Here is a 24,049-nt window from a genome sequence, read left to right as displayed (position 1 = left end):
AGGGACCTCGAAGGACAGGGTTGGCAACCGGCGCGTCATCCCAGCCAGTCTGCATCCACGCAATCACCAGCACTCGTGGTTCGAGACGGCCCTTCGGGCCTCCTCACCATGAGGGCTGACCCGGGGTGCCTTGCCGCGCCAAGTACACAATCGCGATCGAGGACTGTCAGAAACGCGTTCGAGGTCGCGGTTTTGTTGCTATTGGTCATTCTGGCGGCATGAACACGACATCAGAACATGACCGAGACCTTGCCGCCAAGCTGAGATCGCTTTCGATCGAGCCCGCGGCCTTCAAGACAGAGCCGCCGGAGCCCCGTGTCCGGCGGCGTGTGATCCCTGGAGCAATGCTGGCTCTTGCCGCGACGGCATCGCTGGCGGTGGCGCTTCTCTATAGGCCCGATACGCTGGAGCGCATCGAGACTGTGCTTGCGGGTCTCATAGGCAAGGACGAGGCCGCAATATCCGTCGATGGAACAGACGTGCCCGCCGCCGGTCCTATCCGGGCTCTGCCCTCCAATAACCCAGCGGACAGAGCATTGCCGTCCCGGGAAGTCACCGGCTCCGGCTACGTCGTGGCACCTGATATCGCCACCATCTTCTCCAAATATGAGGGCCGGATCGTCGCCGTCGAGGTTGAGGCGGGCGACAGGGTCGTAACGGGCCAGGTGCTGGTGCGGCTCGATGATGCCGGTGCCCGCTTTGCGCTTCAGGGGGCCGAGATCGCCTGGCAATCGGCGGGGTTGGCGCTTGCGGCGAAGACTATCGAATTGGCGCAGGCGCGGTCTTCCCTCACGCGCACCGAGCGGCTTGCCGGGCGCGATGCGATGTCGGCGCAGACACTGGAGGAGGCGAAGACGGCGTTCGACACCGCCGAAAATGCCGCCCTGCAGGCACGGCAGGACGTGGCCAAGGCCGATCTCGATATCGACAGGGCGCGCGAGCAGGTGGAGGCGCTGACCGTCCGGGCGCCGATATCAGGCACCGTCACGCGGCTTACCGCACATGTCGGCGACACCGTGCTGTCGCGCGAGGACAGCGTCCGGGAGAATGAAAGCCTGCTTGCGATTGCCGACATGACAACCATGGTCATCGATGCCGATGTGGCCGAGGCGAATATCGCGTTGATGCGGCCGGGCTTGCGTGGCGAGGCGGTGCTCGACGGCTTTCCCGACCGGCCTTTTGCGGTCGAAATATCGAAGATCGCGCCGATGATTTCGCGGGAGAAGGGAACGGTGACGCTTCGCCTGTCACTTTCCTCACCGCCGTCAGACATGCGCCCCGCCATGGCCGCGCGTATCCGCCTTGTGGTGGGTAAGGCCGGAGATAGCACAGACCATCAGCAAGGAGCAGAGCGATGACAGACACGCAAGAACCCTATATCGCACTTCGCGGCGTCCGGAAGGCATTCAGGATCGGCGCGGAGACGATCCCGATCTTTTCCGGGCTCGACCTTTCCATAGCACGCGGCGATTTCGTCGCCGTCATGGGTCCGTCGGGCTCGGGGAAATCGACGCTGCTCAACATGCTCGGCGGCATCGACAGCCCCGACGGAGGGGAGATCAGGATCGGCCGCAGCCATATCGAGCAGATGGGCGAAGGCGCCAGAGCTGCCTGGCGGGCACACAGCATGGGCATCGTCTTCCAGTTCTACAACCTGCTGCCGATGCTGAATGCGGGCGAGAATATCGAGCTGCCGCTGCTGTTGAAACCGCTCAAGCGCAAGGAGCGGCGGGCGCGCGTCGAGACCGTCATGGATCTGGTCGGGCTCTCCGGGCGGCAGCGGCAGTTTCCATCCAGCATGTCCGGCGGGCAGCAGCAGCGCGTCGGCATCGCCCGCGCCATCGTCGGCGACCCCGACCTCTTGCTCTGCGACGAACCGACTGGCGATCTCGACCGGAAATCCGCCACTGATATCCTCGAGATGCTGGGCTTTCTTAATCAAGAACTGCGGAAGACCATCATTATGGTGACGCATGATCCCGAGGCGGCTTCCTTTGCCCGGCGCACGCTGCATCTCAACAAGGGCGAATTCGTCGAGCAGGAAAGGTTGGCCCAATGACCTTCTTCCAGCTGATGCGCCGCAATGCCTGGCGCAAGCCGCTCAGGGCCACGCTTCTGATGTTCTCGGTCGGCGTCGCCTTCCTGATCTATGGGCTGACGGCGAGCTTCCTCAGCGGCTCGCAAGGGGCGGCCGGGGCGAGCGATACGCTGCTCGGCGTCTTCAACAGATCGGGGCGGGCGCAGCCGCTGCCGCTTGCCTATCTCAACAGGATCGCCGCCGATAGCGATGTCGCCGCCGTCGCCTACATGACGCGCATGCGGGGCTTCGTCGATGTCGAGAAGAATGTCGTGATGACGAGCGCGGTCGATCCACGATTGATCGCCGCGGCCAATGGCGACGAGCTCGGGCTGACGCCGCAGCTGATATCAGCGCTGGAAGAGGGCCGTGACCGGGTGCTGGTCGGCCGGGCGCTGGCGGAGGCGCAGGGCTGGTCGGTCGACCAGCGCATCGGGGTCACCAGCCACCTGACAAGGGAAGACGGCAGCCGCAACTGGAGTTTTGAGATCGCCGGCATCTTCGAGGGGGCCGACGCCAGCACCGACACCTATTTCATGATCGCCCGCTATGATGCCGTCAATGCGGCGCGCGCCCGCGGCAAGGATACAGTCGATGGCTTCGTAGTGCGACCGCGACCGGGCGTTTCATCCGCCGTGCTGGCGGCAAGGATCGACGCGCTGTTTGCCAATTCGGCGGCACCGACGCGCACTCAATCGGAAAAGCAGTTCCTCGAGGCTTTCTTGCGGCAGTTCGCCGATATCGGCCTGATCGTCAGCCTCGTCCTCGGCGCCGCCTTCGTGACGATCCTGATGATCGTGGTCAACACCATGCTCTTTGCCGTGAGGGAGCGCAGCTTCGAGATCGGCGTCATGAAGGTGCTCGGCTTTTCCAGGGGGCGGATCATTGCGTTGATCCTCGGCGAGACACTGTTCGTCTTCGCCGTCGGCGGGGCGGGCGGGCTCGTTCTCGCCAAGCTCGCGACGCTGTTTGCCGGGCCGGAATTCGGCCTCGCCTTCACCTCGTCTGTGCTGCTGAAATCCGTCGCCATCATCGCCGGTCTCGGCCTCCTGACTGGATTGCTGCCTGCCGCCAATGCCATGCGCCTGCCCATCGTCAACGCTTTCAGAACGAGATAGTCGAATGTCATCAACGCTCAAGCAGATCTTTCTCATGATCAGAGTCAATCTCGGCAGCCTGCCGCGGCGGCTATGGATCTCGCTGTCGATGGTGCTGTCGGTGGCGCTCGTGGTGGCGGTGCTTGCGGGTTTTCTCGCCATGGCCGGGGGCTTTGAGGCCGCCCTTCAAGGCGCGGGTTCGACCGGCATCGCCGTCATTCTCGGCGGCGGCACCAACCAGGAGACCGGCTCGGATGTGCCGGCCGAAGCGATCCGCAACCTGACCGCCGCAACCGGCGGGATCGGCGTGGCGCGGAATGCCGCGGGCGGCCTGGCGCTGTCGCGCGAGATCGTCGTTCCCGTCGATGTCGTGAGGGGCAGCGACGGCGCAGAGCAGACGCTGTCGCTGCGGGGCATGGATCTGGCCGGCTCTGCTTTACGCGACCGCGCCACGCTCTCCCAAGGGCGGATGTTTTCGCCGGGCGCCCGCGAGATCGTCGTCGGCGGGCGCATCGCAGATGAATTCTCCGGCTTCGCCGTCGGCGACAAGGTGCGGCTCGGCGCGGTGGACTGGACGGTCGTCGGGCATTTCGCGTCAGGCGGCAGCGCTTTCGAATCCGAGATCTGGGCGGATCTGGAGGCCGTGCAATCGGCCTTCGACCGGCAGGGGCAGGTGCAGAGCCTACGCGTGCGTCTCGATGGGGCAGGCGGGTTGCCTGTGTTGCAGGAGCATATCTCCGCATTTCCCGGCCCGCCGCTCACCGCCGTCTCCGAGGCCGATCTCTATGCCGCGCAATCTGTGCGTACCGCGAGCCTCATCCGCCTGTTCGGCTGGCCGCTGGCGCTCTTGATGGCGGTCGGGGCAACCGCCGGCGCTTTGAATACGATGATGAGCTCGGTCTCCGACCGCGCAATAGAGATCGCCACGCTCCGCCTGCTCGGCTTCGGCCGCCTGCCGGCCTTCACTGCCACCTGGGTCGAGGCCGTGGCTCTCTCGATCACCGGCGCCGCCCTCGGCATCCTCGCCTCATGGCTCGCCTTCAACGGCTGGCAGGCCAGCACGATGGGCGCTGACAATACCAAGATGGCCTTCCAGCTCGACGTCACCGCCGACGTCGCGCTCACCGCCGGGCTGCTGGGGCTTGCCATCGGCATTATCGGCGGCGCGTTGCCGGCACTTGCGGCGACACGGCTGCCGTTGACTTCGGCGTTGCCGGCGAGGGGGTAGAGGCTGGTTGTCTAAACCTTCCGGGCGGGTCACATCATCGCGGCGACCGTCCTGATCGGCCCGAAGGAGACATCCGCTACAGGCGGAGCGCCGCCGCCTGATCTGTGCAGCCCACGGAAACTGTGGCATAACTGAGCCATGGCAATGAATGTCTTGGCGGTCCATCGCGACACGGTCGGGACGGAGCAGGCGGCAGGCAATTCGCTTGCCGCCGCCTATTCCGTGGGTGTTCTCTGCTGGCTGCTGTCGGCAGGCGTCTATATCGCCGCGAAATGGGTTTCTTCGGAGATGCCGCCCTGGGCGCTCTGCTTCTGGCGCGTGCTGATCGCCTTCGCGATCCTGATGCCGATCGTGCGCCGGCATTTCGGCGACATGGTCGCGCTGGTGCGGGCTCGCGCCCTCGAACTGCTTGCGATTGGCGGTGTGGGACTGGCGATCTGCCAGGGCATGATTTTCGTCGGCCTCGAACATGCCGATGCCACCACTGCCGGCATCATCATCGCCCTGATCCCGATCATCACCATGATCCTTGCCCGCTTGATGCTGGCCGAGCCGATGGGACGCTGGCAGGTGATCGGATCGATCCTGGCCTTTCTCGGGATCGTGGTCATCATCGTCAAGGGCAGTCCGGCCGCGCTGATGCGGCTTGACTTCAACCCGGGTGAACTGTGGATCGTCGCCGGCGCGTTCTGTTTCAGTCTCTATACCGTCCTGCTCCGCCGCGCGAAATTCGATATGAATCGCCTTGCGCTCCTCGTGCTGCTGCTCGGTGCGGCGGTGCTGACGGCGCTGCCCTTCTACCTGTCCGAGTTATTCTCAGACGAACGCTCGACGCTCAACGGCAGCGGGCTTATCGCGCTCGCCTATGTTGCGATCCCTGGCGGGGCGGTCATGTACTACCTCTTCAATCGTAGCATCGAGGCGCTGGGGGCGGCTCGGGCTGGCGCCCTCCTCTACATTCAGACCATCTTCATCGCCGTGCTCGCCTATCTGATCCTCGGCGAGCAGTTGCAACGCTATCACCTCGAAGGCGCGGCACTCATCATCGCTGGCTTGCTTCTCATCATCCTGCTGAAGCCGAAGATCAAGGCCGAAGCGGCTACTGCATAATTCCTTAAATCGGAATCGATTTAAGGATAAAATTATGCAGCAATTCAAAGTGCTACAGCGTCCTTTGCGCGTCTGAAAAGACGCGCGGCGCTGTAGGGCCTGAGGTCTCCCCATCGCTGCGACATGGTTGCCTTTGACCTCGGCTTTGAGGGCGAGGGGGTAGGGTTTCACCTTGGAGTGCGCCTTTTGCTTACGCTCAAGGCGTTCGTCGCTGGCGCTCCTCACACCTTGAGCGTAAGCGAGGGCAAGAATCACATGGCGCACAGACCGAAGGCGACGTATGCCTCGCGCAAACACGCCGCGATTTATTCCCCTCGAAGTCGCCGATTTCTCGGCCCAAGTTGTAACTTTGGTCACACCAGGCAATTGCCTGTGGAATGAGGCGCGCGAACTCGCCCGCTGCCCCATTGACAACATCTTATCGCCTTCTTGCCGTGGCCGGTTGCCCCCCGCCGCATCCGATCGGCCGATCCTGGGCGATTCCGGCGGCGACTTAGCGATCCGACGAACAGGGCAACATGGCGATATGACAGTCTACTATGTGAACTCAGCGACTGGCTCCGACCGCAACGGTGGAACGGGCCAGAACTCGGCTTTTGCGACTTTGTCCAAAGTGGAATCCTTGAAACTGAAACCCGGCGACAGCGTGCTTCTTGCCAAGGGGAGCGTGTTCAACGAGCAGTTCGATATCAAATATTCCGGCAGCGAGAGTGCGCCAATCAAGATCGGCAGTTACGGGACGGGTGCGGCACCCGTCATCCACAGCAGCGGCGACGGCATCCACAGTCTCTATGCCTCGAATATCGTCATCGAGAACCTGAAGATATCGAATATCGGCGGTTCGGGCATCTATGGCGGCAGTGTCACGAACTGGACGGTCCGCGACGTCGAGATCGCCAAGACGGGATTGTCGGAAAACGCAGGCGCCGTCACCTTTCGGAGCAGCAAGAACGTCACGGTCGAAGACAGCAAGATATCGGACGTCAAAGGCGACGGCTTCTGGATCGAAAAGGTCAACGGCGTCAAGCTTCTCAACAACACCGTCACCACCGCGAACGGTTCGACGGCCGATGCGGTGCAAGTGAACGACAGCAGCAATATTCTGATCAAGGGCAATCATCTCGACCAGACGCATGCCAGCAGCCCCAAGGGCGTGATCGCGCTGGTGCGGGCCACGAATGCCGTGGTCGAGGACAACGTGCTCACCGGCGGTGGGTTCGGCATCAGCGCGCCCGCTGGCAAGAACGTCGCCATCCGCGACAACGACATATCCGGATATCACGGTTACAGTTGGTCCTTCGCCGTCGGTCTCGGCGACCAGGGCAATGCGCGGGACTATGATATTTCAGGCAACCATATTCATGACGGTGCATGGGGCGTTGCCGTCAGTGGCCCCAGCGGCGCCAGCTATACCCGCACGAATATCAAGGTCCACGACAACGTCTTCGACGACCTCTCGCAGGCGGCGCTGAAGGTCGACAGGCCAGCGTCCGGCTCCTTCTACAACAATACGATCGAGACCGGCACCAAGGCCACCAGCATATCGCCGGCCATTGCCGACGCGCATACCTTCACGGTCAAAGGCAACCATACGGTCGCCAATGTCGAGACGGCGCTGGCAAGCCCGGTTGCCAAGACCGCGGCAATCACGGAGGCCTCCGCGGATCCGGCGGTTGTCGCCGTCCATGACAATTTGAAGATCTTCACCGATACGGGCGACGCCCATCGTGGCAATCTCCTCGAAAACGACAGCTCGGATAACGACACCCTGGTGCTTCGGCGCTTCGGGGACGAAACCGTCGGCAAGCACGGCCTGACGCTGACCGGGGAATACGGCGACATCCACGTGGACCGGGAAGGCAACTATGCCTACACGCTCGATGAAACGAAGCTCCCTGACCATAGCGGACATGTGAGCGAGTCGTTCAGCTACGGGATCAACGATGGAAGCTCGCATCACAGCGACGGGGATACGCTGACCGTCTTCATCCATCTGGATGGCTTGCTGAGCTGAGGTGAGGGTGCCGGGAGCGGCGCTATGCCGGGCGTTCCTTCCGGGGAGGCGTGGACTCCCCCCGGGAAAGCGTTGCTCTCGCCATCAAATGGCTCCGCAGTGAGGGGAAGGGGCTGCAATGCGCCTCAACCGTTTCGGCTTGCGACTGACCTGAAACAGGACGCCTCACCTCTGCGACCATACGTCGCCGAGGTGTACGATTATCGTTCATTCACCTTTCGGTCGTTATTTAATAGATTGTTTTCGTATAAGTTGTCATTTCCAGGATACCGCCTCCGCCAGGCGTTCTCGGGACCAAGGCAGGCCCACAGGGTCTGCCAACCGTCGTGAGGGCAATATCGAAGGCCTTTTGACATGGCCTTTAGCCCCGACCGCATCCGATCCACGCGTCGCAGCCGATTCAGACGGCTGCGCGGGCAATTCGAGAACAAGGCGATATGACAATCTATTATGTGAATCCAGCGATAGGCTCCAACGGCAACAGCGGAACGAGCGAGGACACGCCGTTTTCTTCGTTCTGGGCGGTGGAAAACTTGAAACTGCAGCCGGGCGACAGCGTGCTGCTCGCCGCCGGAAGCGTGTTCAACGACCAGCTCGACCTGAAATATTCCGGCACGGTGAGTGCCCCGATCACCATCGGCAGCTACGGGGTCGGCGATGCGCCAGTCATCCATAGCCCCGGCGATGGTATTCACAGCCTTTATGCATCGAACATCGTCATCGAGAACATCAAGATCTCGGACACCGGCGGGGCAGCCATCTATGGCGGATATGTTTCGAACTGGACGGTCCGCAACGTCGAGGTCGATCACACCGGACTGGCAGGCAAGTCAGGTTCGATCACCTTCCGGACCGGCTCGAACATCACCATCGAAAACAGCACGATCAACGACGTGAACGGCGACGGCGTCTGGATCGAGAAGATCAACGGCGTCAATTTTCTCAACAACACCGTCACCAATGCCCATGGCACCGCGGCAGATGCCGTCCAGATGAATGACAGCAGCAATATCGTGATCAGCGGCAATTACCTCGACCAGACGGGCGCAGCTACGCCGAAGGGTGTCATCGCGCTCGTTCGGCCCGTAAATGCCTTGGTCGAGGACAACGCGATTATCGGTGGCGGCTTCGGGATCGCCGCACAAGCCGGCACCAACGTCGCTATCCACGACAACGATATTTCAGGCTATGGCGGCTACAGCTGGTCCTATGCCATCGGTCTCGGCGATCAGGGCAATACGCGGGACTACGATATATCGGGCAACTATATCCATGACGGCGTATGGGGCGTGGCGATCAGTGCCGTCGGCACGACCAGTTACCTTCGCGAGGGTATCAATATCTACGGCAACGTTTTCGATGACCTGTCCTCAGCGGCGCTGAAGGTCGACAGGCCGGCATCCGGCTCCTTCCACGACAATGTCATCGCCAGCGATGTCACGCCCTACAGCATATCTCCCGCCATCATCGCCGCGAACACCTTTCCCGTCAGTAACAACACGACGCTCGACGAAGCCCAGGCGGCGATGCTTGCGAGCAGCGATAGTCTCGCGGTCGGCGATGTGACGCACACCGAGACGGCGCCGGCGCTTGTCGCAACCCATGACAGCCTGAAAATCTCGTCCGACCTGGACGCCGCCCATTACGGCAATCTCCTCGAAAACGACAGCTCGGCCAATGGAACCCTGCTGCTTCGCCGCTTCGACGGCGAATTCGTCGACAAGGACGGCGTGACGCTGACCGGCCAATACGGCACCATCCATGTCGACAGTGACGGCGATTACACCTATACGGCCGACGCGGCAAAGCTCGCCGGACTCAACGGAGACGTGAGCGACACCTTCCACTACAAGATCTCCGATGGGACTTCACGGCATTTCGACACGGATACGCTCAGCGTCTCCATCCATGTGGGTGACGTCCTGGGCTGACAGGGATGCCGGCGGCAAATGGCGTTGCATCATCGCGGCGGTAGTCCGCCCAGCGCTTGCGAAGTCTCATCGATCGCCGAGCAGGATCCTGATGACGTCGACTTCAATTTCCGCGCAGATGATCTCGTATTCGGTGATGATTGCGGGATCGGCCGATCTATCCCGGCGCATGCGATCGAGGACGGCGCAGGCTTCGCCGTAGGCACCACATAATTCATAAAAATGGGGCTGGCTCGCCGCAACTGCTCTAATCGTTGCCCGCGTCGCAGGCAGCCTCATCATCAGCCTGGCCAGCCCCTGTTCCGCGGCTTGCCGGGTGAGGTGGGCTACGCCTTCTTTCCTGACCATGCCGTCATTCCTCGCTGCCTGTGTTTCCCGATCGAGGGAGTACGCAATACTCATCCCCCGAGTAGTACGCAGGAATGCTGCATCTGGTTTCATGCCGGATGAAGGATTAGTGGCGCACTGCCGCAAACAGCCGGTGCTACCAGCGCAGGAGGCGGGGGCCGAGCAGCGCGCCGATTGCGCCGGTCAGCAGGATGCCGAGCGAATACCAGAGGGTGACGAAGGGCAGGCCGTTTTCCGTGCAGAACCAGGAATAAACCCAGGCGCCGGATGCACCGGCGGCAATGCCGGCGATGAAGCCTGTGATGCCGAGGTTGCTCGGGGCGCCGCCACGGAGAACCCAGGTATTTGCGATCAGGATCGGCATGGCAAAGGCAAAGATCAGCAGCGGGCAATGCAGAGCGGAGGAGCCGAGCACCAGCACGGGATAGCTTGCGGCCGGCGACAAAGCGAGCTGGATGACCGCCATGACGGCGAGGGCGAGTATGATGGCCGCGGCAATCCCGAAAAAGCGGCCCTCCGAGCCATCCGGGCGGGACAGGCGGTAAACGGCTGCGAAGGCGGCGATTGCAAGCAAGGCATTGTAGGCGGACTTGATCCAGAAGACCGGCAGCATCAGCGCCTGCGCCATATCGATGCGAAGGCCGAGGACGATAAGCATCAGCAGCAGCGAGACTGCTAAGGCCGGCAGGATGGCGAGCGCGAAGCGGCGTTCGAGCGCATGTCTCGACACCGGCTTCAGATCCCGGACAAGGCTGTCGATCACGTCCTCAGTCTCTCTCACATCCCACCTCGCAATCTTGCCGCCAGCGCCTTGATGCCCCTGTGGACGCCGACCTTGACCGCCGATTCCGACTGTCCGGTGCGGCTTGCCGTGTCGGCCACCGACTGCCCCTCGAGCTTGACCTGACGGATAAGCTCCTGCTGGTGCTGCGGCAGGCCGTTCAACAGCCGTTCGACATCCATGCGCGCTGCAATCGCATCCTCCCTGAAGTCGTCTTCGATCTCCTCGTCCAGTTCCATTTCCGCCTTGTACCGGCTGCCATGCTTTCGGTGATGGTCGATCAGCTTGTAGCGGGCAATCGAGAAGAACCACGCGGTGAACGGCCGCTCCCTGTCATAGGTCGCCCGGCGCGAATGCAGCGCCAGCAACGTCTCCTGCACGAGATCTTCCGTGTCGGATTTCGCGGTAGTGCCGATCCGCCCGCCATAATAACCGACGAGCAGGGTTCGCAACGTCACGAGTAAACGCCGGTAGGCTGCCTCGTCCCCGTCGAGGGAAAGAAGCATCAGCATTTTCAGTGCTTGTTCCGAATGGGCGCTCGTCATGTCGTCTGCAATATCATTCGGGTGGATGACACTTTGGTTACAGGCGGGTTCAAAAATCTTCCGGCGGCAATTCAAAGTGTACAGCGTCCCTTGCGCGTCTCCAAAAGACGCGCGGCGCTGTAGCGCTATCACATAAGCGTGAGGCTGTAACCGCCTTCGCAAGGGGATCGAATTCAGGACTGTGAGCCGTCGGCGAGTGCTGGCGGACATGTCAATCGATCCGAGGAGACCCTCATGACCAAGATCCTTTCCAGCCTTGCCGCCTGCACCTTCGTCATCGGCCTGTCGCTTGCCGGCGCCGCCAGCGCCCAAAGCAGCGATGCCATGAAGAAAGACAGCATGAAGACCGACACGATGTCGAAGGATGCGATGTCGAAGGATGCAATGTCGAAGGACGCAATGGCGACCGGCAGCACCAAGGCCGACTGCATGCACAATGCCGGCATGGAGAAGGACACGATGAAGAAGGATACGATGATGAAGGCCTGCGACGCGATGAAGTAAGCTTTAGCCGCGGCCGCTGAAACTATTTGGCCGGCGGCCGCGTCCTTTCTCGCGAAGACCTTTCACGCCGATCCGGAGGAACCACAATGGCCACGACCGATGCCGGCATGGTGAGCGGACGCACGCTCTTCTACCGCCATGGCCTGCTGGTGCGCCTGTCGCACTGGGTAAACGTACTGTGCATGACGGTGCTGCTGTACAGCGGCCTGCAGATATTCAACGCCCATCCGGCGCTCTATTGGGGCCAGTACGGCGCCGACGACGATCCGTCCTTCATTTCCATGGAGGCGGAACAGGAAGGCGATGCGCTGAAGGGCGTGACCCGCATCGGCGGATTGAGCTTCGTCACGACGGGCGTTCTCGGGGTTTCGAATGTCGACGGCGAGGCCGCGGTGCGCGGTTTTCCGAACTGGCTGACCTTGCCGAGCTACCAGGATCTGGCATCGGGTCGGCGCTGGCATTTCTTCTTTGCCTGGCTGTTCGTCATCAACGGCTTCATCTATCTCGCCTATGGTTTCGTCAGCCGGCATTTCCGCCGCGATCTGCTGCCGGCTGCCGAAGAGCTGAAGCCTTCGCATCTCGGCCATGAGATCGTCAGTCACGCCCGGCTGCGCTTTCCCAAGGGGGCCGAGGCCCGCCACTATAATACGCTGCAGAAACTCGCCTATGTCGCCGTGGTCTTCGTGCTGCTGCCCCTGATGATCGGAACGGGACTTACCATGTCGCCGGGCTTCAACGCTGTCGCGCCGTGGCTGCTCGATCTGTTCGGCGGCCGGCAATCGGCCCGCACGCTGCATTTCCTGACCGCCTTCTCGCTCGTCGCCTTCGTCGCGGTGCATGTGGCGATGGTGCTGGTTTCGGGCGTGTTCAACAATCTGCGCTCGATGATCACCGGTTACTACGACATCGGGCAGGGAGGAAAGTCATGAGCCGCATCATCACCAGACGTCGCTTCCTGATCGGCGCGACCATGACGGCATCGGCGCTGGGGCTCGCCGGCTGCGATGCCCTCGTCGAAAATGATCGGACGAAATCGGTGCTCAAGATCGCCGAAGGCTTCACCATGAAGACGCAGCGCTTCCTGCTCGGCGACGACGCGCTCGCCCGCGAGTTCACGGAAGCCGATATCTCGCCGACCTTCCGCGCCAACGGCACGAGCATGCCTGATAATCCCCGCTATATCGACTGGATGAACCAGCGGTTTTCGGGCTGGAAGCTCGAGGTCGGCGGACTGGTCGACAAGCCGATGCAATTGTCGCTGGCGGAGCTGAAAGCCCTGCCGGCCCGCACGCAGATCACGAGGCATGACTGCGTCGAGGGCTGGAGCGCGATCGGCAAATGGACCGGCGTGCCGCTCGGCGCGCTGCTGCAGGCGGCGGGCCTGAAACCCGAAGCTCGCTACATCGTCTTTCACTGCGCCGACGAATATGAAAAGACGCTCGACGGCAGCGGCTGGTATTACGAAAGCATCGATCTCGTCGATGCGTTCCACCCCCAGACGATCCTTGCCCACACCATGAATGGCCGCGATCTCGAAGTCGCCCATGGTGCGCCTCTGAGGCTCCGGGTCGAGCGCCAGCTCGGCTACAAACAGGCAAAATACCTGACCGGCATCGAAGCCGTCGCCGATCTCGGCCAGCTCTACGGCGGCAATGGCGGCTTCTGGGAGGATCGCGGTTATGAATGGTATGCGGGCATATAGTCCCCGACCGACATGCCGACCTTGACGCTTTCCTCTTGTCGGGTTCCACGGTCGACGAGGTCGTCGTGATCGAGGGTGCGGAACCCCGTCGCTGCCGCGCTCAGGCAGAGAGGCCGATGGTGATGGTGGCGGACAGCACGCCGCTATCGAGCTTTTCGAAATCGAACATGTGGTCGGCCGCATCCTCCGGGATGAGGCCGTCCTCGTCGTTGCGCGTATCGCGGGAAGGGCGCCCGATATAGTCGGGATGCTCACCATAGATGATATCGCTCAGCACATCGTCGAAATAGATCTGGCTGACGAGAAGCTCCTTGCCCTCGACGAGGATACGGCAATGAACATGCGGCGTGCGGCCCTTGTACCATCCGGGATAGGCCGTCAAAAAGCTTGCCTGCCCCTTGGCATCCGTTAGCTGGCGGCCGCGAAAGGCGAGCCCGCTGATCGCCTCGGCATCGCCGAAGGTGCACATCTCAGCAGCCTCGCGGCCGGAATAGATGCCGCGGTGATCGGTATGCCAGATTTCGATATCGGCATTTTCGACCGGCCGGCAATCGGCTGCGTGGACGATCCGAACGGCCAACCGCAAAGGCAGCCCGGCCTTTCCTTCCGAAACGTCCTGACGGGCCGGGACATTGTTGACATGGCAGGGGCCAAGGGTCTGGGCGACGGTCACAACGCAATTCGGACTGGTACGGAAGAGCGGCTCAGGCAGCTTTTCCAAGGTAACCGACTTTGTGCCGCCGCTTACGAAATCCGTTCCCTTCCAGTCGAATGTCCTGGCGGCAACGGTGACATGCCTCCGCGGCCAGACCGCCACCGCAGCCACGGATGATGCGACAATGGCCGCACCTCCAAGCACAAGGGTCCGCCTCTTCATCTGTCTTCCTTTGCCTCAGACGCAGGATTTAAGGAGGATGCGCAGGAAATTCCAATTAAATCCACGCAATGATCGACGGCAACGAAATCATCTGCATCTAATGCCCGCCGAAACGGCAGGTGGGTCCCGATGCGGCCATTCCTGTTTGCAGGCGGATTGACGGGAAAGCGTAATCTGCTGATGTTAGCAGCTGGATGGTTGCTCCGAGGCGCCCATTGGGCTCCGGTTGCGTAAAATATGCTGTAAGGCATTGAATTACCGGATAATTTTATCCTTGAATCGATTCCACTTTGAACTATGCAGTAGGCATCCAAAATTCGTTTTCGAGCCAGGGCAGAGGCATATGGAACCAACCCACTTATTCGAGCTCGTCATCGCAATGTTTCTTGCGATCATCGCGCTGCACTATGTCGCCCACTGGCTCGGACTGCCGCCGTCCGTCGCGCTGCTGACGGGTGGCGCCTTGCTGGCGTTTGTACCGGGGTTGCCGGCGATATCAGTCGATCCGGAACTGGTGCTGGTCATCTTCCTGCCGCCACTCCTGATGGACGGCGCCTGGGCCATCGCGCTGGCGCGATTGCGGCGCCATATGATCGGCATCGCCTCGCTGGCCGTCGGCGCTGTGTTGTTCACCTGCGCGGTGGTGGCCGTCGTGGCCCATCTCATCTTTCCATCGCTTCCCTGGGCCGCCTGCGCAGCGCTTGGCGCGATCGTTGCACCGCCGGACGCGGTCTCGGCGCGCGCCGTGCTCGAGCGCGTCAGGCTGCCGCGGCGGCTGCAGATTCTTTTGGAAGGCGAGAGCCTGCTCAACGATGCGAGCGGGCTGGTTCTTTTCCGTTTTGCCGTTGCCGCCGTCGCAACCGGAGCCTTCAGCGCGGGTGAGGCGGTCGGCAGCTTCTTCGTGCTGGCGCTCGGCGGCGCCGTCGTCGGCGTCGTTGTGGGAACGGCATGGGTCAAGCTCGTCCGGCGTCTCGGCGACGAATATCTGATCATCGCAGCCACGGTCCTGCTTGCCTGGATTTCCTATCTGCTCGGAGAGTTGCTGCATGTTTCCGGCGTCATCGCCACCGTCACCACCGGCCTGATCGCGTCCTGGCACCAGCACACTGTATTTTCAGCCGCAACGCGCATGCGCGGCACGTCGTTCTGGACCGTGATGATCTTCCTGATGGAAGCTTCGGTTTTCACGCTGATCGGCCTCTCGCTGCGGGATGTCGTCGAACGCGGCGGCGGCTTGACCACGGTGATCGCGACGATGGGGCTGCCGATGTTGGCGATCCTCGTCACACTCGTGGTCGCGCGTTTTGCCTGGGTTTTCGCCTCCGATCTTGTCATCAGGTTATGTGCAGCCCTGGGGGTGACGCGAGCTCAGCCGCTCGGCGCTGGCGGCGCGACGGTTCTCAGCTGGGCAGGTGTGCGCGGCGTGATCACGCTCGCCCTGGCGCTCAGCCTGCCGGAGGGGTTCCCGGGCCGTGACTTCATCCTCGTCACATCTTTCGCCGTCATTCTCGGAACCGTGCTCGTGCAGGGCACGACATTGGGGCGGGTGATTGCCTGGGCGCGGCTGGTGGAGACGGAGACGGAAAGAGCGCGCCTGACCATGACCCAGGCCGAAGTCGCCATGGCGCAGGCCCAGCTTGGGACCGTCCAAAGCCTGGCATATGATGCGGAAGGACAACTCATCCACCCGCAATTGCTGGACCGATACCAGCGCAGGGCGACAGTGATCGTCGACTATGCCGAGAGAACGGAGCATTACAAACCGGTGCTTCATGCCCACTTCGACGTCGTTCTCGAAGCGGTTGCCACGGGACGACGGGAACTCATTCGCCTCCATCGCGCCGGCGACATTGACGACGAAACGTTGGACGAGCTTGAACGGGATCTCGATCTCGAGGAGTTGAGCGCGATCTCGGCCAAGGCGTGAGGTTCAGCGCCGCCGAGCGGCGTTCTGCCCTAAATGGCGATCTGTTCGCCGAGTTCGACGACGCGGTTGGACGGCAGGTTGAAATAGTCGGACGGATCGATTGCGAAGCCTTCCAGCACCACGAATATGCGCTCCTGCCAGCCGGGCAGCCCGGTATTCGGCGTCCTCACGAGGTTCCTACGGCCGAGATAGAACGACGTCTTCATGATCTCGAACTTGAAGCCGCTTTCCCGGCAGAGAGCTAGCGCCCTGGTGACGTCGGGGTCGTCCATGAAGCCGAAGGTAATGTCGAGGCGCACGAAACGCGGTGAGAGCTGGCTGATCTTGATGCGGCGGCTGTCGGGGACGTAAGGTTCGTCCTCGGTCCAGACGGTCAGGATGACGTTCTGTTCGTGGAGCACGTGGTTGTGCTTGAGATTGTGGAGCAGGACGTTCGGGGTGCGATCCGGGACGCTGGTCAGGAAGACTGCCGTTCCCGGAACGGTGACGGGCGAATGGTCCGACTTTCGCTCGATCGACCTGATGAAGGAATCGAGCGGGATCTCGTTGTTGGCGCGCAGTCTCTTCAGATAGGCCTGGCCTCGGGTCCATGTCCACATCATGATCATGATCGCCAGCGCAAGGGCGACCGGAACCCAGCCGCCATCGTGGATCTTCAAGAGGTTGGCCGCCAGGAACAGGACTTCGATGATGAAGAGCGGTAGCAGCAAGACGGCGGCGAGCACGAGGGAGTAGCCCCAGACGGCTCGGAGAAACTGGAAGACCAGCATGGTCGAGATGACCATGGTTCCGGTCACCGAGATGCCATAGGCCGTCGCCAGAGACTCGGAGTCGCCGAAGGAGAAGATCAGCATCAGCACGCCGACCAGCAGGAGAAGATTGACGCTCGGCACGTAGATCTGGCCGGTGTTGGTTTCCGACGTGAACTTGATTCGCAGTCTCGGCAGGAAGCCGAGGTGAACCGCCGAGCGGGCCAGCGAAAATGCGCCTGTGATCACCGCCTGGCTGGCGATGATCGTTGCCATCGTCGCCAGGAGAACCACTGGTAACAGGGCCCAGTCGGGATACATCAGAAAGAACGGATTGGTAGCCGTTTCGGGATGGCTAAGAACCAGTGCGCCTTGGCCGAGATAATTCAACAGCAATGCCGGAAAGACGAGCACGAACCATGCTATCTGGATCGGACGGCGCCCAAAATGCCCGAGATCGGCATAGAGCGCTTCGGCGCCCGTGACCGTCAGAAAGACGGCGCCGAGCACGATGAGGCCGACGCTGCCGGCATGGGTGAGGAACAGGAATGCATTGATCGGATTGAGCGCCTCCAGAATCCTCCAGTCGTCGCCGATATGGATCACGCCGCCTGCCGCCATAGCCAGAAACCACAACACCGTTATCGGCCCGAAAAAGATCGAGACGGCGGCGGTTCCCTTCGACTGGACAGCAAAGAGAACGATCATGATCGCAGCTGAAGCTAGCGGGACGTATTCGGCAAAGGCCGGCGTGACCAGTTTCAGCCCTTCTAGCGCCGACATGACCGACAAGGCAGGCGTGATCATCGCATCGCCGATGAAGAGAGCCGCTCCGATCAGGCCGGCGAAGAAGAGCACCGGCACGTTTCGCCCCATCTTCTTCATCAAAAGGGCGAGAAGCGAAAGCGTGCCGCCTTCGCCGTCATTGTCCGCCCTGAGAAGGAAGAGCACATATTTGAAGGTTACGATGATCGTCAGCGTCCAGACCATCAGCGAAATCAGGCCGATGACCTCGGCTTCGTGTACGCCATCGGCGGCAAAGGGCCTCAGCGCCTCGCGAAGGGCATAGAGCGGGCTGGTGCCGATATCGCCATAGACGACGCCGACCGCGCCGATGACCAATCCGACAAAGCCCTTCCGGCCGGCGCCATCCCCCGTCTTATCCATATGCGTCGACGTCATGGTTCCCCGCTCATGCCATTTGCCAATGAGCACAAACATATGCCGCATTGCGGAACGGCAAGCAAATTGATGCGGGTGCTAATTTTTTGAGGGGTGGATGTGGGCGTGGGAGGTGTGGCGTTGCGATCCGTTCAAACCTCATTCGCATCCCCTTGTGATTGCGCTTTCGCGTGGTAATAAGGATACATGACCTGCGCCCGGACCCTTTCGAGCTTCTATTACTCGCTGCTCCCATAGAGAGCGGCGCAAGGTCATATTCCTGACACTCGAGACGCCGCACGGTCGGCGGCACGTGTGTCAACAGAAGGTCTCCGGCCTCATCGGCCCAAATGGAGACCCTCGTGATACTATCCACTCAGCCTACCGGACCTAGATCCGACTTTCTTCGCACTTTGAGCGAGCGCGGCTTCCTGCATCAATGCACCGACTTAGGAGCACTCGACAGCTGGCTTTGTTCAGGAGCCGGCACCGCCTATAACGGATTTGATCTCACCGCCGACAGCCTGCATGTCGGGCATCTCATTCCGATCATGATGCTCCGGTGGTTCCAGAAGACGGGTAACAAACCCATTGCATTGCTCGGCGATGCGACAAGCCGCCTGGGCGATCCGAGCTTCCGCGACACGTCGCGTCCTTTTCTCAGTCAAGAGCAGATCATGAAAAACTTGATCGGCATCCGGCGAGTCTTCGAGCGCTTCCTCGCTTTCGGGGACGGCCAGATCGATGCTGTCATGGTCAATAATGCCGACTGGTTGGGCGGGCTCAACTATCTCGATTTCCTGCGCGATATCGGGCCGCATTTTTCAGTCAACCGGATGCTTACATCGGAGAGCGTGCGCCAACGGTTGGAACGAGAGCAATCGCTGTCATTGCTGGAATTCAACTACATGGTCATGCAAGCTTACGACTTCCATGTTCTCGCAGAAAGCCGCGGCTGCCTGCTTCAACTGGGTGGCTCCGACCAGTGGGGCAATATCGTCAGCGGCGTCGAATTTGGACGGCGGATCGGTGGACGCACCCTGTTTGGATTGACTGCCCCGCTGCTAACGACGTCTTCGGGCGCGAAGATGGGCAAGAGCGTTTCGGGGGCAGTTTGGCTAAACGCCGATCGGCTGTCGCCCTATGAGTTCTGGCAATTCTGGAGAAACACCGGGGATGCCGATGTGGGGCGTTTCCTCAGGCTGTTCACTGAGTTACCCTTAGACGAAATTGCACGCCTGGAAGTGCTTCGGGATTCCGAGATCAACGAAGCGAAAAAGATCCTTGCCGACCAGATCACGCGCCTGTGCCACGGGGCCGATGCGGCAGTACAAGCTTCCGAAACTTCCCGGCGCATCTTCGAAGCGGGCGAGGTGCCGGCGGGGCTTCCGACGGTGAAGCTCCCCGATGGCCTTCGCGGTGATTTTCCGCTTGTCGACGCCATGGTCGTTGCCGGACTCGCCAAGTCGAAAAGCGAAGCACGTCGATTGATCGTCGGCGGCGGTGTGCGGGTGAACGGCGGCAGTGTGAGCGATGAGGCAATGCGGCTTGGCGACTTCGACGTTCAGGACGGGGTGATCCGGCTGTCGGTCGGCAAGAAGCGACACGTCCTCCTTCAGCCGGTTTAGCGTGGTCTGTACAATTCGGAGCGGGCAACCTCGAACCTCCTTGTCGCGCTCTCTGCGCGTGCCGTTGACAAGGTGGCCCTTCGGCCTGACTTATTTTGCAGCCTTCAATTGGAGCGGCCGCTCGGCATTGAATTGTGAAATCAGCGGCGGCGGCATCATGCTGACAGGGGATGTCAGCAGCGGTGGTCGATAATCCTGAGATCGCGGGTTTCTCAGCCAGTCGCCATTTCGTCGGAATGTCCGGTTATGCCGCCGATATCCCGCCCCAATCGGAGCAGAGTGCCGAGATGAAGCCGCACCACCGCATTTTCTTCATCCAGTTTGCCGTTGCCCTTTCCTTAGGCGCGTTTGTTTCGCGGCTGCCCGATCTTCAGGTCAAGTTCAGCCTGACCGAGGGAGAGCTGGGCCTTTTGCTCGCTGTCATGTCCTCCGGGGTTCTCTGCGGGTTGACGTTCTCGGTGAGGTTGATCGAGAGGCTCGGTGCGCGCACCACGGCTTTCGTCACCGTCTTCGGTGCGGCGCTGTTTTTCGCGCTGATCCCCTGGATGCCTTCAGCTCTCCTGGCGGTGCCATTGTTCTTCATTGCCGGCATTTTCACCGGCGCGTTCGAGATCAACGCCAATATCGAAACCGATCGCCGTGAGGCGCTGCTTGGGTACCGCATCATGAGCCGGGCTCACGGCATGTGGAGCCTCGGCTTCTGCATCACCGCCCTTGTTGCCGCCGGCATGCGGCAGGCTGCCGTCTCCATCGAACTGCATAGCTTGATCATCCTCGTCACCGTCTTGATTGCGGGGTCGATCGTTTTCTCCAGGATCGAGAACGCGCCCCAGCGGCAGGACGCGCACCCGGGAGATAGTCCGCCCATCGCTTTTCCAACGATCGGGCTGCTGCCCCTTTGCCTGATAGGCGCAGCTCCACTTCTCGCCGAAGGCGCAAGCGTCGATTGGTCGGCGATTTATATGCGTGACGTATTCGCGGTCGAACCCTTCATCGGCGGGCTTGGGGTGACCATTTTCTCCCTGTTCATCGCCATCGGACGGCTCGGCATGGACCCTGTCATCGACCGCTTCAATCCGCGCCCGGTCGCAATCACTCTCCTTGGGATCGCTGCCACCGGTGTTGTCATGGTTGCGACGGCGACACACCCTGCCATCGCGCTCGCAGGCTTTGGCCTGACAGGTATCGGCTGCTCTTCAGTCTATCCGCTTGCCATCTCGGCTGCGGCCCGACGCACGGATCGACCCGCACCCGTCAACGTTGCAGCGCTCGGGCAGACGACGTTCCTTGTGTTTTTCGCCGGGCCGCCATTGCTCGGTTTCGTTGCCGAACACTTCGGTATCCGCTTTTCGTACTGGGCGATCGTCCCTGTTCTCGCCGCAGCGCTGCTGGTCACCAGGGCACTTGCCGCTGATCCTGCCCCGGTCACAGGCCAACCCGAACCGGCGCAACCACACGGTTGACACGCCACGCCGGCCTCCGCTGTCATAAGCTCGTTCACGTCCGCAACCGGAGGGGCAACCTCCGGCTTTCGCTGATGAATCGGGCGAACGCAATGTATTTCCCATTGCGCCGAAGTATTATGAGGGGCCATCGGAAATATAGCTCGTATAGGTGAGGAGCCAATTCCGCGCACCGCCATCAAGTCCTGGCGAATGGTTTTGCTGCTCAAGCATTGCGGACGCCGTCCATCTCGTCTGAATGGACCTCGTTGGGATAGCGAAACTCCAGCCTTCGGCTTAGCAAAACATATGTTTTGCGGGGTTTGTGATGGCCGTGTCCGGCCGCAAAGGGAGGCCCGCCTACGGAGTTTCGCGCCTCGCTTCGGACAAATTTCCGCTGCTAAAATGCCATTATTAGTTGTCTCTAAATCACGCCATAATTCGCATCTACGTTGCCGCGCCTGTTTTATTCTTCGCCACATTTCGGAATTTCAACATTATACAAACAATGGTGGGTAACTATGAAGGTTATTCTCGTCATCGTCCTCACGGCGCTTGCCGTGCCCTGTGAGGCGGACATGCTCGGCACGGCGTCCAAGTACAAGAGTATGCACGAACGCTCCATCTCCTTCCTGAGCATCAATCCGCGCAGGGTATCGTGGTGCGGGGCGTTCCTGGCCTTTGTCGCCAAGCGGTCTTCGCGGCAACCGCCGCCCAACCCCAACATGGCGGCGTCCTGGAGGAAATTCGGCAAGCCGGTCGGTGTCCGCTCCGCCAGGCGAGGGGATGTCGTGGTGATCCGCACCGGCCGGCGCTTTCATGTGAGCCTGTTCGATCACATCGACCAGCGCCGGCAGTACGTCTACCTGTTCGGCGGCAACCAATCCAACCGCGTCCAGCTGTCGCGCTATCGCGCCAGCTCGGTGGTCGCCGTGCGACGATGATGTTGGGTGAGAAGGTGAGAACTCATCCACCTTCCAAACCTCGGTGGCGGCGGGAAAACAGGCCTTACGCCTTGCGCGCCCTGATGTGGAGGAAGATCGGTGCGATGCGGGTATCGGCGACCACCGGCTCGGCGAGCGCCACCTCGACTGACGCCATGGGCTCGCCGAAAGCTTCGATCGTCAACCCCGCTTCGACGATCATCGACACCCAGGTCGACAGCGTCCGGTGAAAACGCGGAATGGCGAACGGCGTCAGCGTCGCCCGTTCTTCCTTGGGGATGGAGGAAAAGATCCAGCGCTCGACCCGTCCGTCGCTCTCGTCGAAATAATCGGCGATCTCCACCGCGACGGGCTTGCCGGCCTCGTCACGGATATTGCGGCGTGTCGGCGGCACGAAACAGGGGTGCAGGATCGAAAACTGCAGGAAGCCGCCCGATTTCAGGACGCGGTGAATTCCTTCCAGCACCTGGCGCTGATCGGCCATGTCCATCATCGACATGAAGGCGGTGACGAAATCGAAACTCGCCTCCGGGAAATCGATGCCCTGGCCGTCGCCGAGCACGTAGTCGATACCGAGCGGCGCTTGCGTCTCGGTCTCGCGGGCATAACGAATGAAGGTCGGGGCGATGTCGAGACCGATCATGCGGGCGCCGAGGCGGGCGACGGCGCGGGTGTTGGAACCTTCGCCGCAGCCGAGATCAAGCCCGGCAAGGCCCGCCACCGGCGGCAGCATCTTGAGAAAGGCCGGTGTGTTCAGCGCGTCGCGATATTTGTCGTAGCCGGCGCGGCTATAGACCGTCCAGGTCTCGGCATTGCTCTCCCAATGTGCGGCGACATCATTGGCGTTCATGGCTCTCCTCCTTGTGCGATCGGAACGGGCGGGGAGCTATAAGCGCAGCGGATTACAATGGGAAGACAGGCAGTCTACTGTAAGTGGTTCACACCCATGGATCATGACCGAGTTCGCGTGCACTATCATGTGATCGAGAGGATAGGGGGCTGCTGTGTCCGACGAAGTGATCATCCGCGAGCTGGTCGGCCCCGATCAGACGATGACAATTTTCCCGCTGTACAGCCAGGTTAGTCGCCTGAGTCAGGCCGTGGTTTGCCAACGACTTTCAGCCATGTTCGCACAGAGCAACTACCGCTGCATAGCAGCATACATCGATGAACGGATGGTGGGTGCGTCGGGTTTCTGGACGGGCACTCAGTTGTGGTGCGGCAAGTATATCGAGGCGGACAATGTGGTCGTAGACAGCGCCGTGCGCAGTCAGGGCATCGGCGGCAAGATGATGGCGTGGATCGAGGCGGAGGCGGAGCGAACTGAATGCGCGGTGGTCCGTATCGCCATGGTGCTGGGAAGGGAGCGTACGCACCAGTTCTACGCGAGAAACGGCTACTTCGACGACGGCCTGCTGATGGTGAAAGCCCTAAGTCGCGGTGCGGCCGAGTTTCCGGAATATGTCTCTCAACAAGTTTGACCATCGGCCCCCGCAGCTCGCCACCATTGGCACGCGCCCCTTCTTGTTCGGGGCGGCGATTTTACGGTCGCATGACCGAGCTTAGAGATGCCGAGGCACCTTTGCCTTCAGCAGCTGCACGAGCGCGGGATCCATGAAGTCGTAATCGTCAGGAATATGAAGGCAGATCAACCGCTTGTCCTTGAGAGCTGACCGGTACTTGCCCTGAACTTTCGCACGGTGAGCCTTCTCCATGACGAAGACGATATCGGCCCATTCGATCAGCTCGTTCGATAGTGGGTTTTCGGCATCGTTGTTGGTGCCGGCCGAGGAGACCTCGATCTCCGGCCAGCCTGCGAAGACCTGTTCGGCCGTCGGGCTGCGAAGTTTGTTCTGACTGCAGACGAACAGGACGTTTTTCACGTTTCGATCTCTCTTGAAGCGAGCGAGGCCCGCGATAGCACAATTTCACTCGCTAACGAACCAGGTATCCATCGACAGAATACCGGCGGCCCTGCGTCCGT

22 protein-coding genes are annotated in these 24,049 nt (G+C 61.2%); 15 read left to right on the top strand and 7 right to left on the bottom strand.

Annotation, left to right across the window (positions count from 1 at the left end):
- Positions 1 to 125: 125 nt before the first annotated feature.
- The 7 genes from GR198_RS13970 (at position 126) to GR198_RS13940 (ending at position 9,457) form a co-directional block, all read left to right on the top strand.
- Positions 126 to 1,358, top strand: a complete 1,233-nt coding sequence (locus GR198_RS13970; protein WP_029870520.1) for an efflux RND transporter periplasmic adaptor subunit — start codon at positions 126 to 128, stop codon at positions 1,356 to 1,358.
- Complete coding sequence (locus GR198_RS13965; RefSeq protein WP_164069133.1) at positions 1,355 to 2,059, top strand: ABC transporter ATP-binding protein; 705 nt, start codon at positions 1,355 to 1,357, stop codon at positions 2,057 to 2,059. The genes GR198_RS13970 and GR198_RS13965 overlap by 4 nt, the downstream gene beginning before the upstream one ends.
- On the top strand, positions 2,056 to 3,195 hold the full coding sequence (locus GR198_RS13960; RefSeq protein WP_029870522.1) for an ABC transporter permease: 1,140 nt from the start codon (positions 2,056 to 2,058) through the stop codon (positions 3,193 to 3,195). The genes GR198_RS13965 and GR198_RS13960 overlap by 4 nt, the downstream gene beginning before the upstream one ends.
- 4 nt (positions 3,196 to 3,199) lie before the next feature.
- Positions 3,200 to 4,402 (top strand): ABC transporter permease, encoded by a 1,203-nt coding sequence (locus tag GR198_RS13955; protein ID WP_164069132.1) that lies wholly within the window; start codon positions 3,200 to 3,202, stop codon positions 4,400 to 4,402.
- 138 nt (positions 4,403 to 4,540) lie between these two features.
- Positions 4,541 to 5,512, top strand: a complete 972-nt coding sequence (locus GR198_RS13950; RefSeq protein ID WP_029870524.1) for a DMT family transporter — start codon at positions 4,541 to 4,543, stop codon at positions 5,510 to 5,512.
- 526 nt (positions 5,513 to 6,038) lie between these two features.
- Complete coding sequence (locus tag GR198_RS13945) at positions 6,039 to 7,526, top strand: right-handed parallel beta-helix repeat-containing protein (protein WP_029870525.1); 1,488 nt, start codon at positions 6,039 to 6,041, stop codon at positions 7,524 to 7,526.
- 437 nt (positions 7,527 to 7,963) lie between these two features.
- The gene (locus GR198_RS13940; RefSeq protein ID WP_029870526.1) at positions 7,964 to 9,457 is read left to right on the top strand and encodes a right-handed parallel beta-helix repeat-containing protein; all 1,494 of its coding nucleotides are present in this window, start codon (positions 7,964 to 7,966) and stop codon (positions 9,455 to 9,457) included.
- 66 nt (positions 9,458 to 9,523) lie between these two features.
- Here GR198_RS13940 and GR198_RS13935 read toward each other — a convergent pair whose 3' ends face one another.
- The 3 genes from GR198_RS13935 to GR198_RS13925 form a co-directional block, all read right to left on the bottom strand.
- On the bottom strand, positions 9,524 to 9,805 hold the full coding sequence (locus GR198_RS13935; RefSeq protein ID WP_029870527.1) for a hypothetical protein: 282 nt from the start codon (positions 9,803 to 9,805) through the stop codon (positions 9,524 to 9,526).
- A 136-nt stretch (positions 9,806 to 9,941) separates the two neighbouring features.
- Complete coding sequence (locus GR198_RS13930) at positions 9,942 to 10,586, bottom strand: NrsF family protein (protein ID WP_029870529.1); 645 nt, start codon at positions 10,584 to 10,586, stop codon at positions 9,942 to 9,944.
- A complete protein-coding gene (locus GR198_RS13925; RefSeq protein ID WP_029870530.1) occupies positions 10,583 to 11,131 on the bottom strand; it encodes a sigma-70 family RNA polymerase sigma factor in 549 nt (182 codons plus the stop codon). Before GR198_RS13925 ends, GR198_RS13930 begins: the two co-directional genes overlap by 4 nt.
- A gap of 234 nt (positions 11,132 to 11,365) precedes the next feature.
- Between GR198_RS13925 and GR198_RS13920 the strand changes: the two genes are divergently transcribed.
- The 3 genes from GR198_RS13920 to GR198_RS13910 all read left to right on the top strand — a co-directional run bounded on the left by GR198_RS13920 (position 11,366) and on the right by GR198_RS13910 (position 13,337).
- Positions 11,366 to 11,635 (top strand): pentapeptide MXKDX repeat protein, encoded by a 270-nt coding sequence (locus GR198_RS13920; RefSeq protein ID WP_018485766.1) that lies wholly within the window; start codon positions 11,366 to 11,368, stop codon positions 11,633 to 11,635.
- Positions 11,636 to 11,721: 86 nt separating this feature from the next.
- Entirely contained in the window at positions 11,722 to 12,564 is an 843-nt protein-coding gene (locus GR198_RS13915; RefSeq protein WP_029870531.1) for a cytochrome b/b6 domain-containing protein, read from the top strand.
- The gene (locus GR198_RS13910; protein WP_029870532.1) at positions 12,561 to 13,337 is read left to right on the top strand and encodes a molybdopterin-binding protein; all 777 of its coding nucleotides are present in this window, start codon (positions 12,561 to 12,563) and stop codon (positions 13,335 to 13,337) included. The genes GR198_RS13915 and GR198_RS13910 overlap by 4 nt, the downstream gene beginning before the upstream one ends.
- Before the next feature lie 100 nt (positions 13,338 to 13,437).
- Here the strand turns inward: GR198_RS13910 and GR198_RS13905 are convergent, their stop codons facing one another.
- Entirely contained in the window at positions 13,438 to 14,214 is a 777-nt protein-coding gene (locus GR198_RS13905) for a dioxygenase family protein (RefSeq protein WP_029870533.1), read from the bottom strand.
- Between the two features lie 343 nt (positions 14,215 to 14,557).
- Between GR198_RS13905 and GR198_RS13900 the strand changes: the two genes are divergently transcribed.
- The gene (locus GR198_RS13900) at positions 14,558 to 16,141 is read left to right on the top strand and encodes a Na+/H+ antiporter (RefSeq protein WP_029870534.1); all 1,584 of its coding nucleotides are present in this window, start codon (positions 14,558 to 14,560) and stop codon (positions 16,139 to 16,141) included.
- 29 nt (positions 16,142 to 16,170) lie between these two features.
- On the opposite strand, the gene GR198_RS13895 is transcribed toward GR198_RS13900, so the two are convergent.
- The gene (locus GR198_RS13895) at positions 16,171 to 18,072 is read right to left on the bottom strand and encodes a potassium transporter Kup (protein WP_029870535.1); all 1,902 of its coding nucleotides are present in this window, start codon (positions 18,070 to 18,072) and stop codon (positions 16,171 to 16,173) included.
- 341 nt (positions 18,073 to 18,413) lie between these two features.
- Here GR198_RS13895 and tyrS point away from each other — a divergent pair, with 341 nt between their 5' ends.
- The 3 genes from tyrS (at position 18,414) to GR198_RS13880 (ending at position 22,065) form a co-directional block, all read left to right on the top strand.
- Positions 18,414 to 19,679: a tyrosine--tRNA ligase gene (tyrS, locus tag GR198_RS13890; RefSeq protein WP_312876447.1), complete on the top strand. Its 1,266-nt coding sequence runs from the start codon at positions 18,414 to 18,416 to the stop codon at positions 19,677 to 19,679.
- A gap of 287 nt (positions 19,680 to 19,966) precedes the next feature.
- Positions 19,967 to 21,142, top strand: coding sequence for an MFS transporter (locus GR198_RS13885; RefSeq protein ID WP_029870537.1), 1,176 nt, complete (start codon positions 19,967 to 19,969; stop codon positions 21,140 to 21,142).
- A 500-nt stretch (positions 21,143 to 21,642) separates the two neighbouring features.
- The gene (locus GR198_RS13880) at positions 21,643 to 22,065 is read left to right on the top strand and encodes a TIGR02594 family protein (RefSeq protein WP_012758016.1); all 423 of its coding nucleotides are present in this window, start codon (positions 21,643 to 21,645) and stop codon (positions 22,063 to 22,065) included.
- A 64-nt stretch (positions 22,066 to 22,129) separates the two neighbouring features.
- Here the strand turns inward: GR198_RS13880 and GR198_RS13875 are convergent, their stop codons facing one another.
- Positions 22,130 to 22,915, bottom strand: coding sequence for a class I SAM-dependent methyltransferase (locus GR198_RS13875; protein WP_029870538.1), 786 nt, complete (start codon positions 22,913 to 22,915; stop codon positions 22,130 to 22,132).
- Positions 22,916 to 23,069: 154 nt separating this feature from the next.
- Between GR198_RS13875 and GR198_RS13870 the strand changes: the two genes are divergently transcribed.
- On the top strand, positions 23,070 to 23,546 hold the full coding sequence (locus tag GR198_RS13870) for a GNAT family N-acetyltransferase (RefSeq protein WP_029870539.1): 477 nt from the start codon (positions 23,070 to 23,072) through the stop codon (positions 23,544 to 23,546).
- A gap of 81 nt (positions 23,547 to 23,627) precedes the next feature.
- Here GR198_RS13870 and GR198_RS13865 read toward each other — a convergent pair whose 3' ends face one another.
- A complete protein-coding gene (locus GR198_RS13865; protein ID WP_012758013.1) occupies positions 23,628 to 23,948 on the bottom strand; it encodes a low molecular weight protein tyrosine phosphatase family protein in 321 nt (106 codons plus the stop codon).
- Between the last annotated feature and the right edge of the window lie 101 nt (positions 23,949 to 24,049).

The sequence above is a fragment of the Rhizobium leguminosarum genome (assembly GCF_010668065.1).
Classification (GTDB): domain Bacteria; phylum Pseudomonadota; class Alphaproteobacteria; order Rhizobiales; family Rhizobiaceae; genus Rhizobium; species Rhizobium leguminosarum_S.
This window is presented reverse-complemented; position numbering and strand designations above follow the sequence as displayed.

What these genes read in the sequence shown, in the direction of transcription:
- GR198_RS13965 (WP_164069133.1), top strand. Translation starts at nt 1,355, where the DNA reads ATGACAGACACGCAAGAACCCTATATCGCACTTCGCGGCGTCCGGAAG.
- GR198_RS13960 (WP_029870522.1), top strand. Translation starts at nt 2,056, where the DNA reads ATGACCTTCTTCCAGCTGATGCGCCGCAATGCCTGGCGCAAGCCGCTC.
- GR198_RS13955 (WP_164069132.1), top strand. Translation starts at nt 3,200, where the DNA reads ATGTCATCAACGCTCAAGCAGATCTTTCTCATGATCAGAGTCAATCTC.
- GR198_RS13950 (WP_029870524.1), top strand. Translation starts at nt 4,541, where the DNA reads ATGGCAATGAATGTCTTGGCGGTCCATCGCGACACGGTCGGGACGGAG.
- GR198_RS13945 (WP_029870525.1), top strand. Translation starts at nt 6,039, where the DNA reads ATGACAGTCTACTATGTGAACTCAGCGACTGGCTCCGACCGCAACGGT.
- GR198_RS13940 (WP_029870526.1), top strand. Translation starts at nt 7,964, where the DNA reads ATGACAATCTATTATGTGAATCCAGCGATAGGCTCCAACGGCAACAGC.
- GR198_RS13935 (WP_029870527.1), bottom strand. Translation starts at nt 9,805, where the DNA reads ATGGTCAGGAAAGAAGGCGTAGCCCACCTCACCCGGCAAGCCGCGGAA.
- GR198_RS13925 (WP_029870530.1), bottom strand. Translation starts at nt 11,131, where the DNA reads ATGACGAGCGCCCATTCGGAACAAGCACTGAAAATGCTGATGCTTCTT.
- GR198_RS13920 (WP_018485766.1), top strand. Translation starts at nt 11,366, where the DNA reads ATGACCAAGATCCTTTCCAGCCTTGCCGCCTGCACCTTCGTCATCGGC.
- GR198_RS13915 (WP_029870531.1), top strand. Translation starts at nt 11,722, where the DNA reads ATGGCCACGACCGATGCCGGCATGGTGAGCGGACGCACGCTCTTCTAC.
- GR198_RS13910 (WP_029870532.1), top strand. Translation starts at nt 12,561, where the DNA reads ATGAGCCGCATCATCACCAGACGTCGCTTCCTGATCGGCGCGACCATG.
- GR198_RS13905 (WP_029870533.1), bottom strand. Translation starts at nt 14,214, where the DNA reads ATGAAGAGGCGGACCCTTGTGCTTGGAGGTGCGGCCATTGTCGCATCA.
- GR198_RS13900 (WP_029870534.1), top strand. Translation starts at nt 14,558, where the DNA reads ATGGAACCAACCCACTTATTCGAGCTCGTCATCGCAATGTTTCTTGCG.
- GR198_RS13895 (WP_029870535.1), bottom strand. Translation starts at nt 18,072, where the DNA reads ATGACGTCGACGCATATGGATAAGACGGGGGATGGCGCCGGCCGGAAG.
- GR198_RS13885 (WP_029870537.1), top strand. Translation starts at nt 19,967, where the DNA reads ATGAAGCCGCACCACCGCATTTTCTTCATCCAGTTTGCCGTTGCCCTT.
- GR198_RS13880 (WP_012758016.1), top strand. Translation starts at nt 21,643, where the DNA reads ATGAAGGTTATTCTCGTCATCGTCCTCACGGCGCTTGCCGTGCCCTGT.
- GR198_RS13875 (WP_029870538.1), bottom strand. Translation starts at nt 22,915, where the DNA reads ATGAACGCCAATGATGTCGCCGCACATTGGGAGAGCAATGCCGAGACC.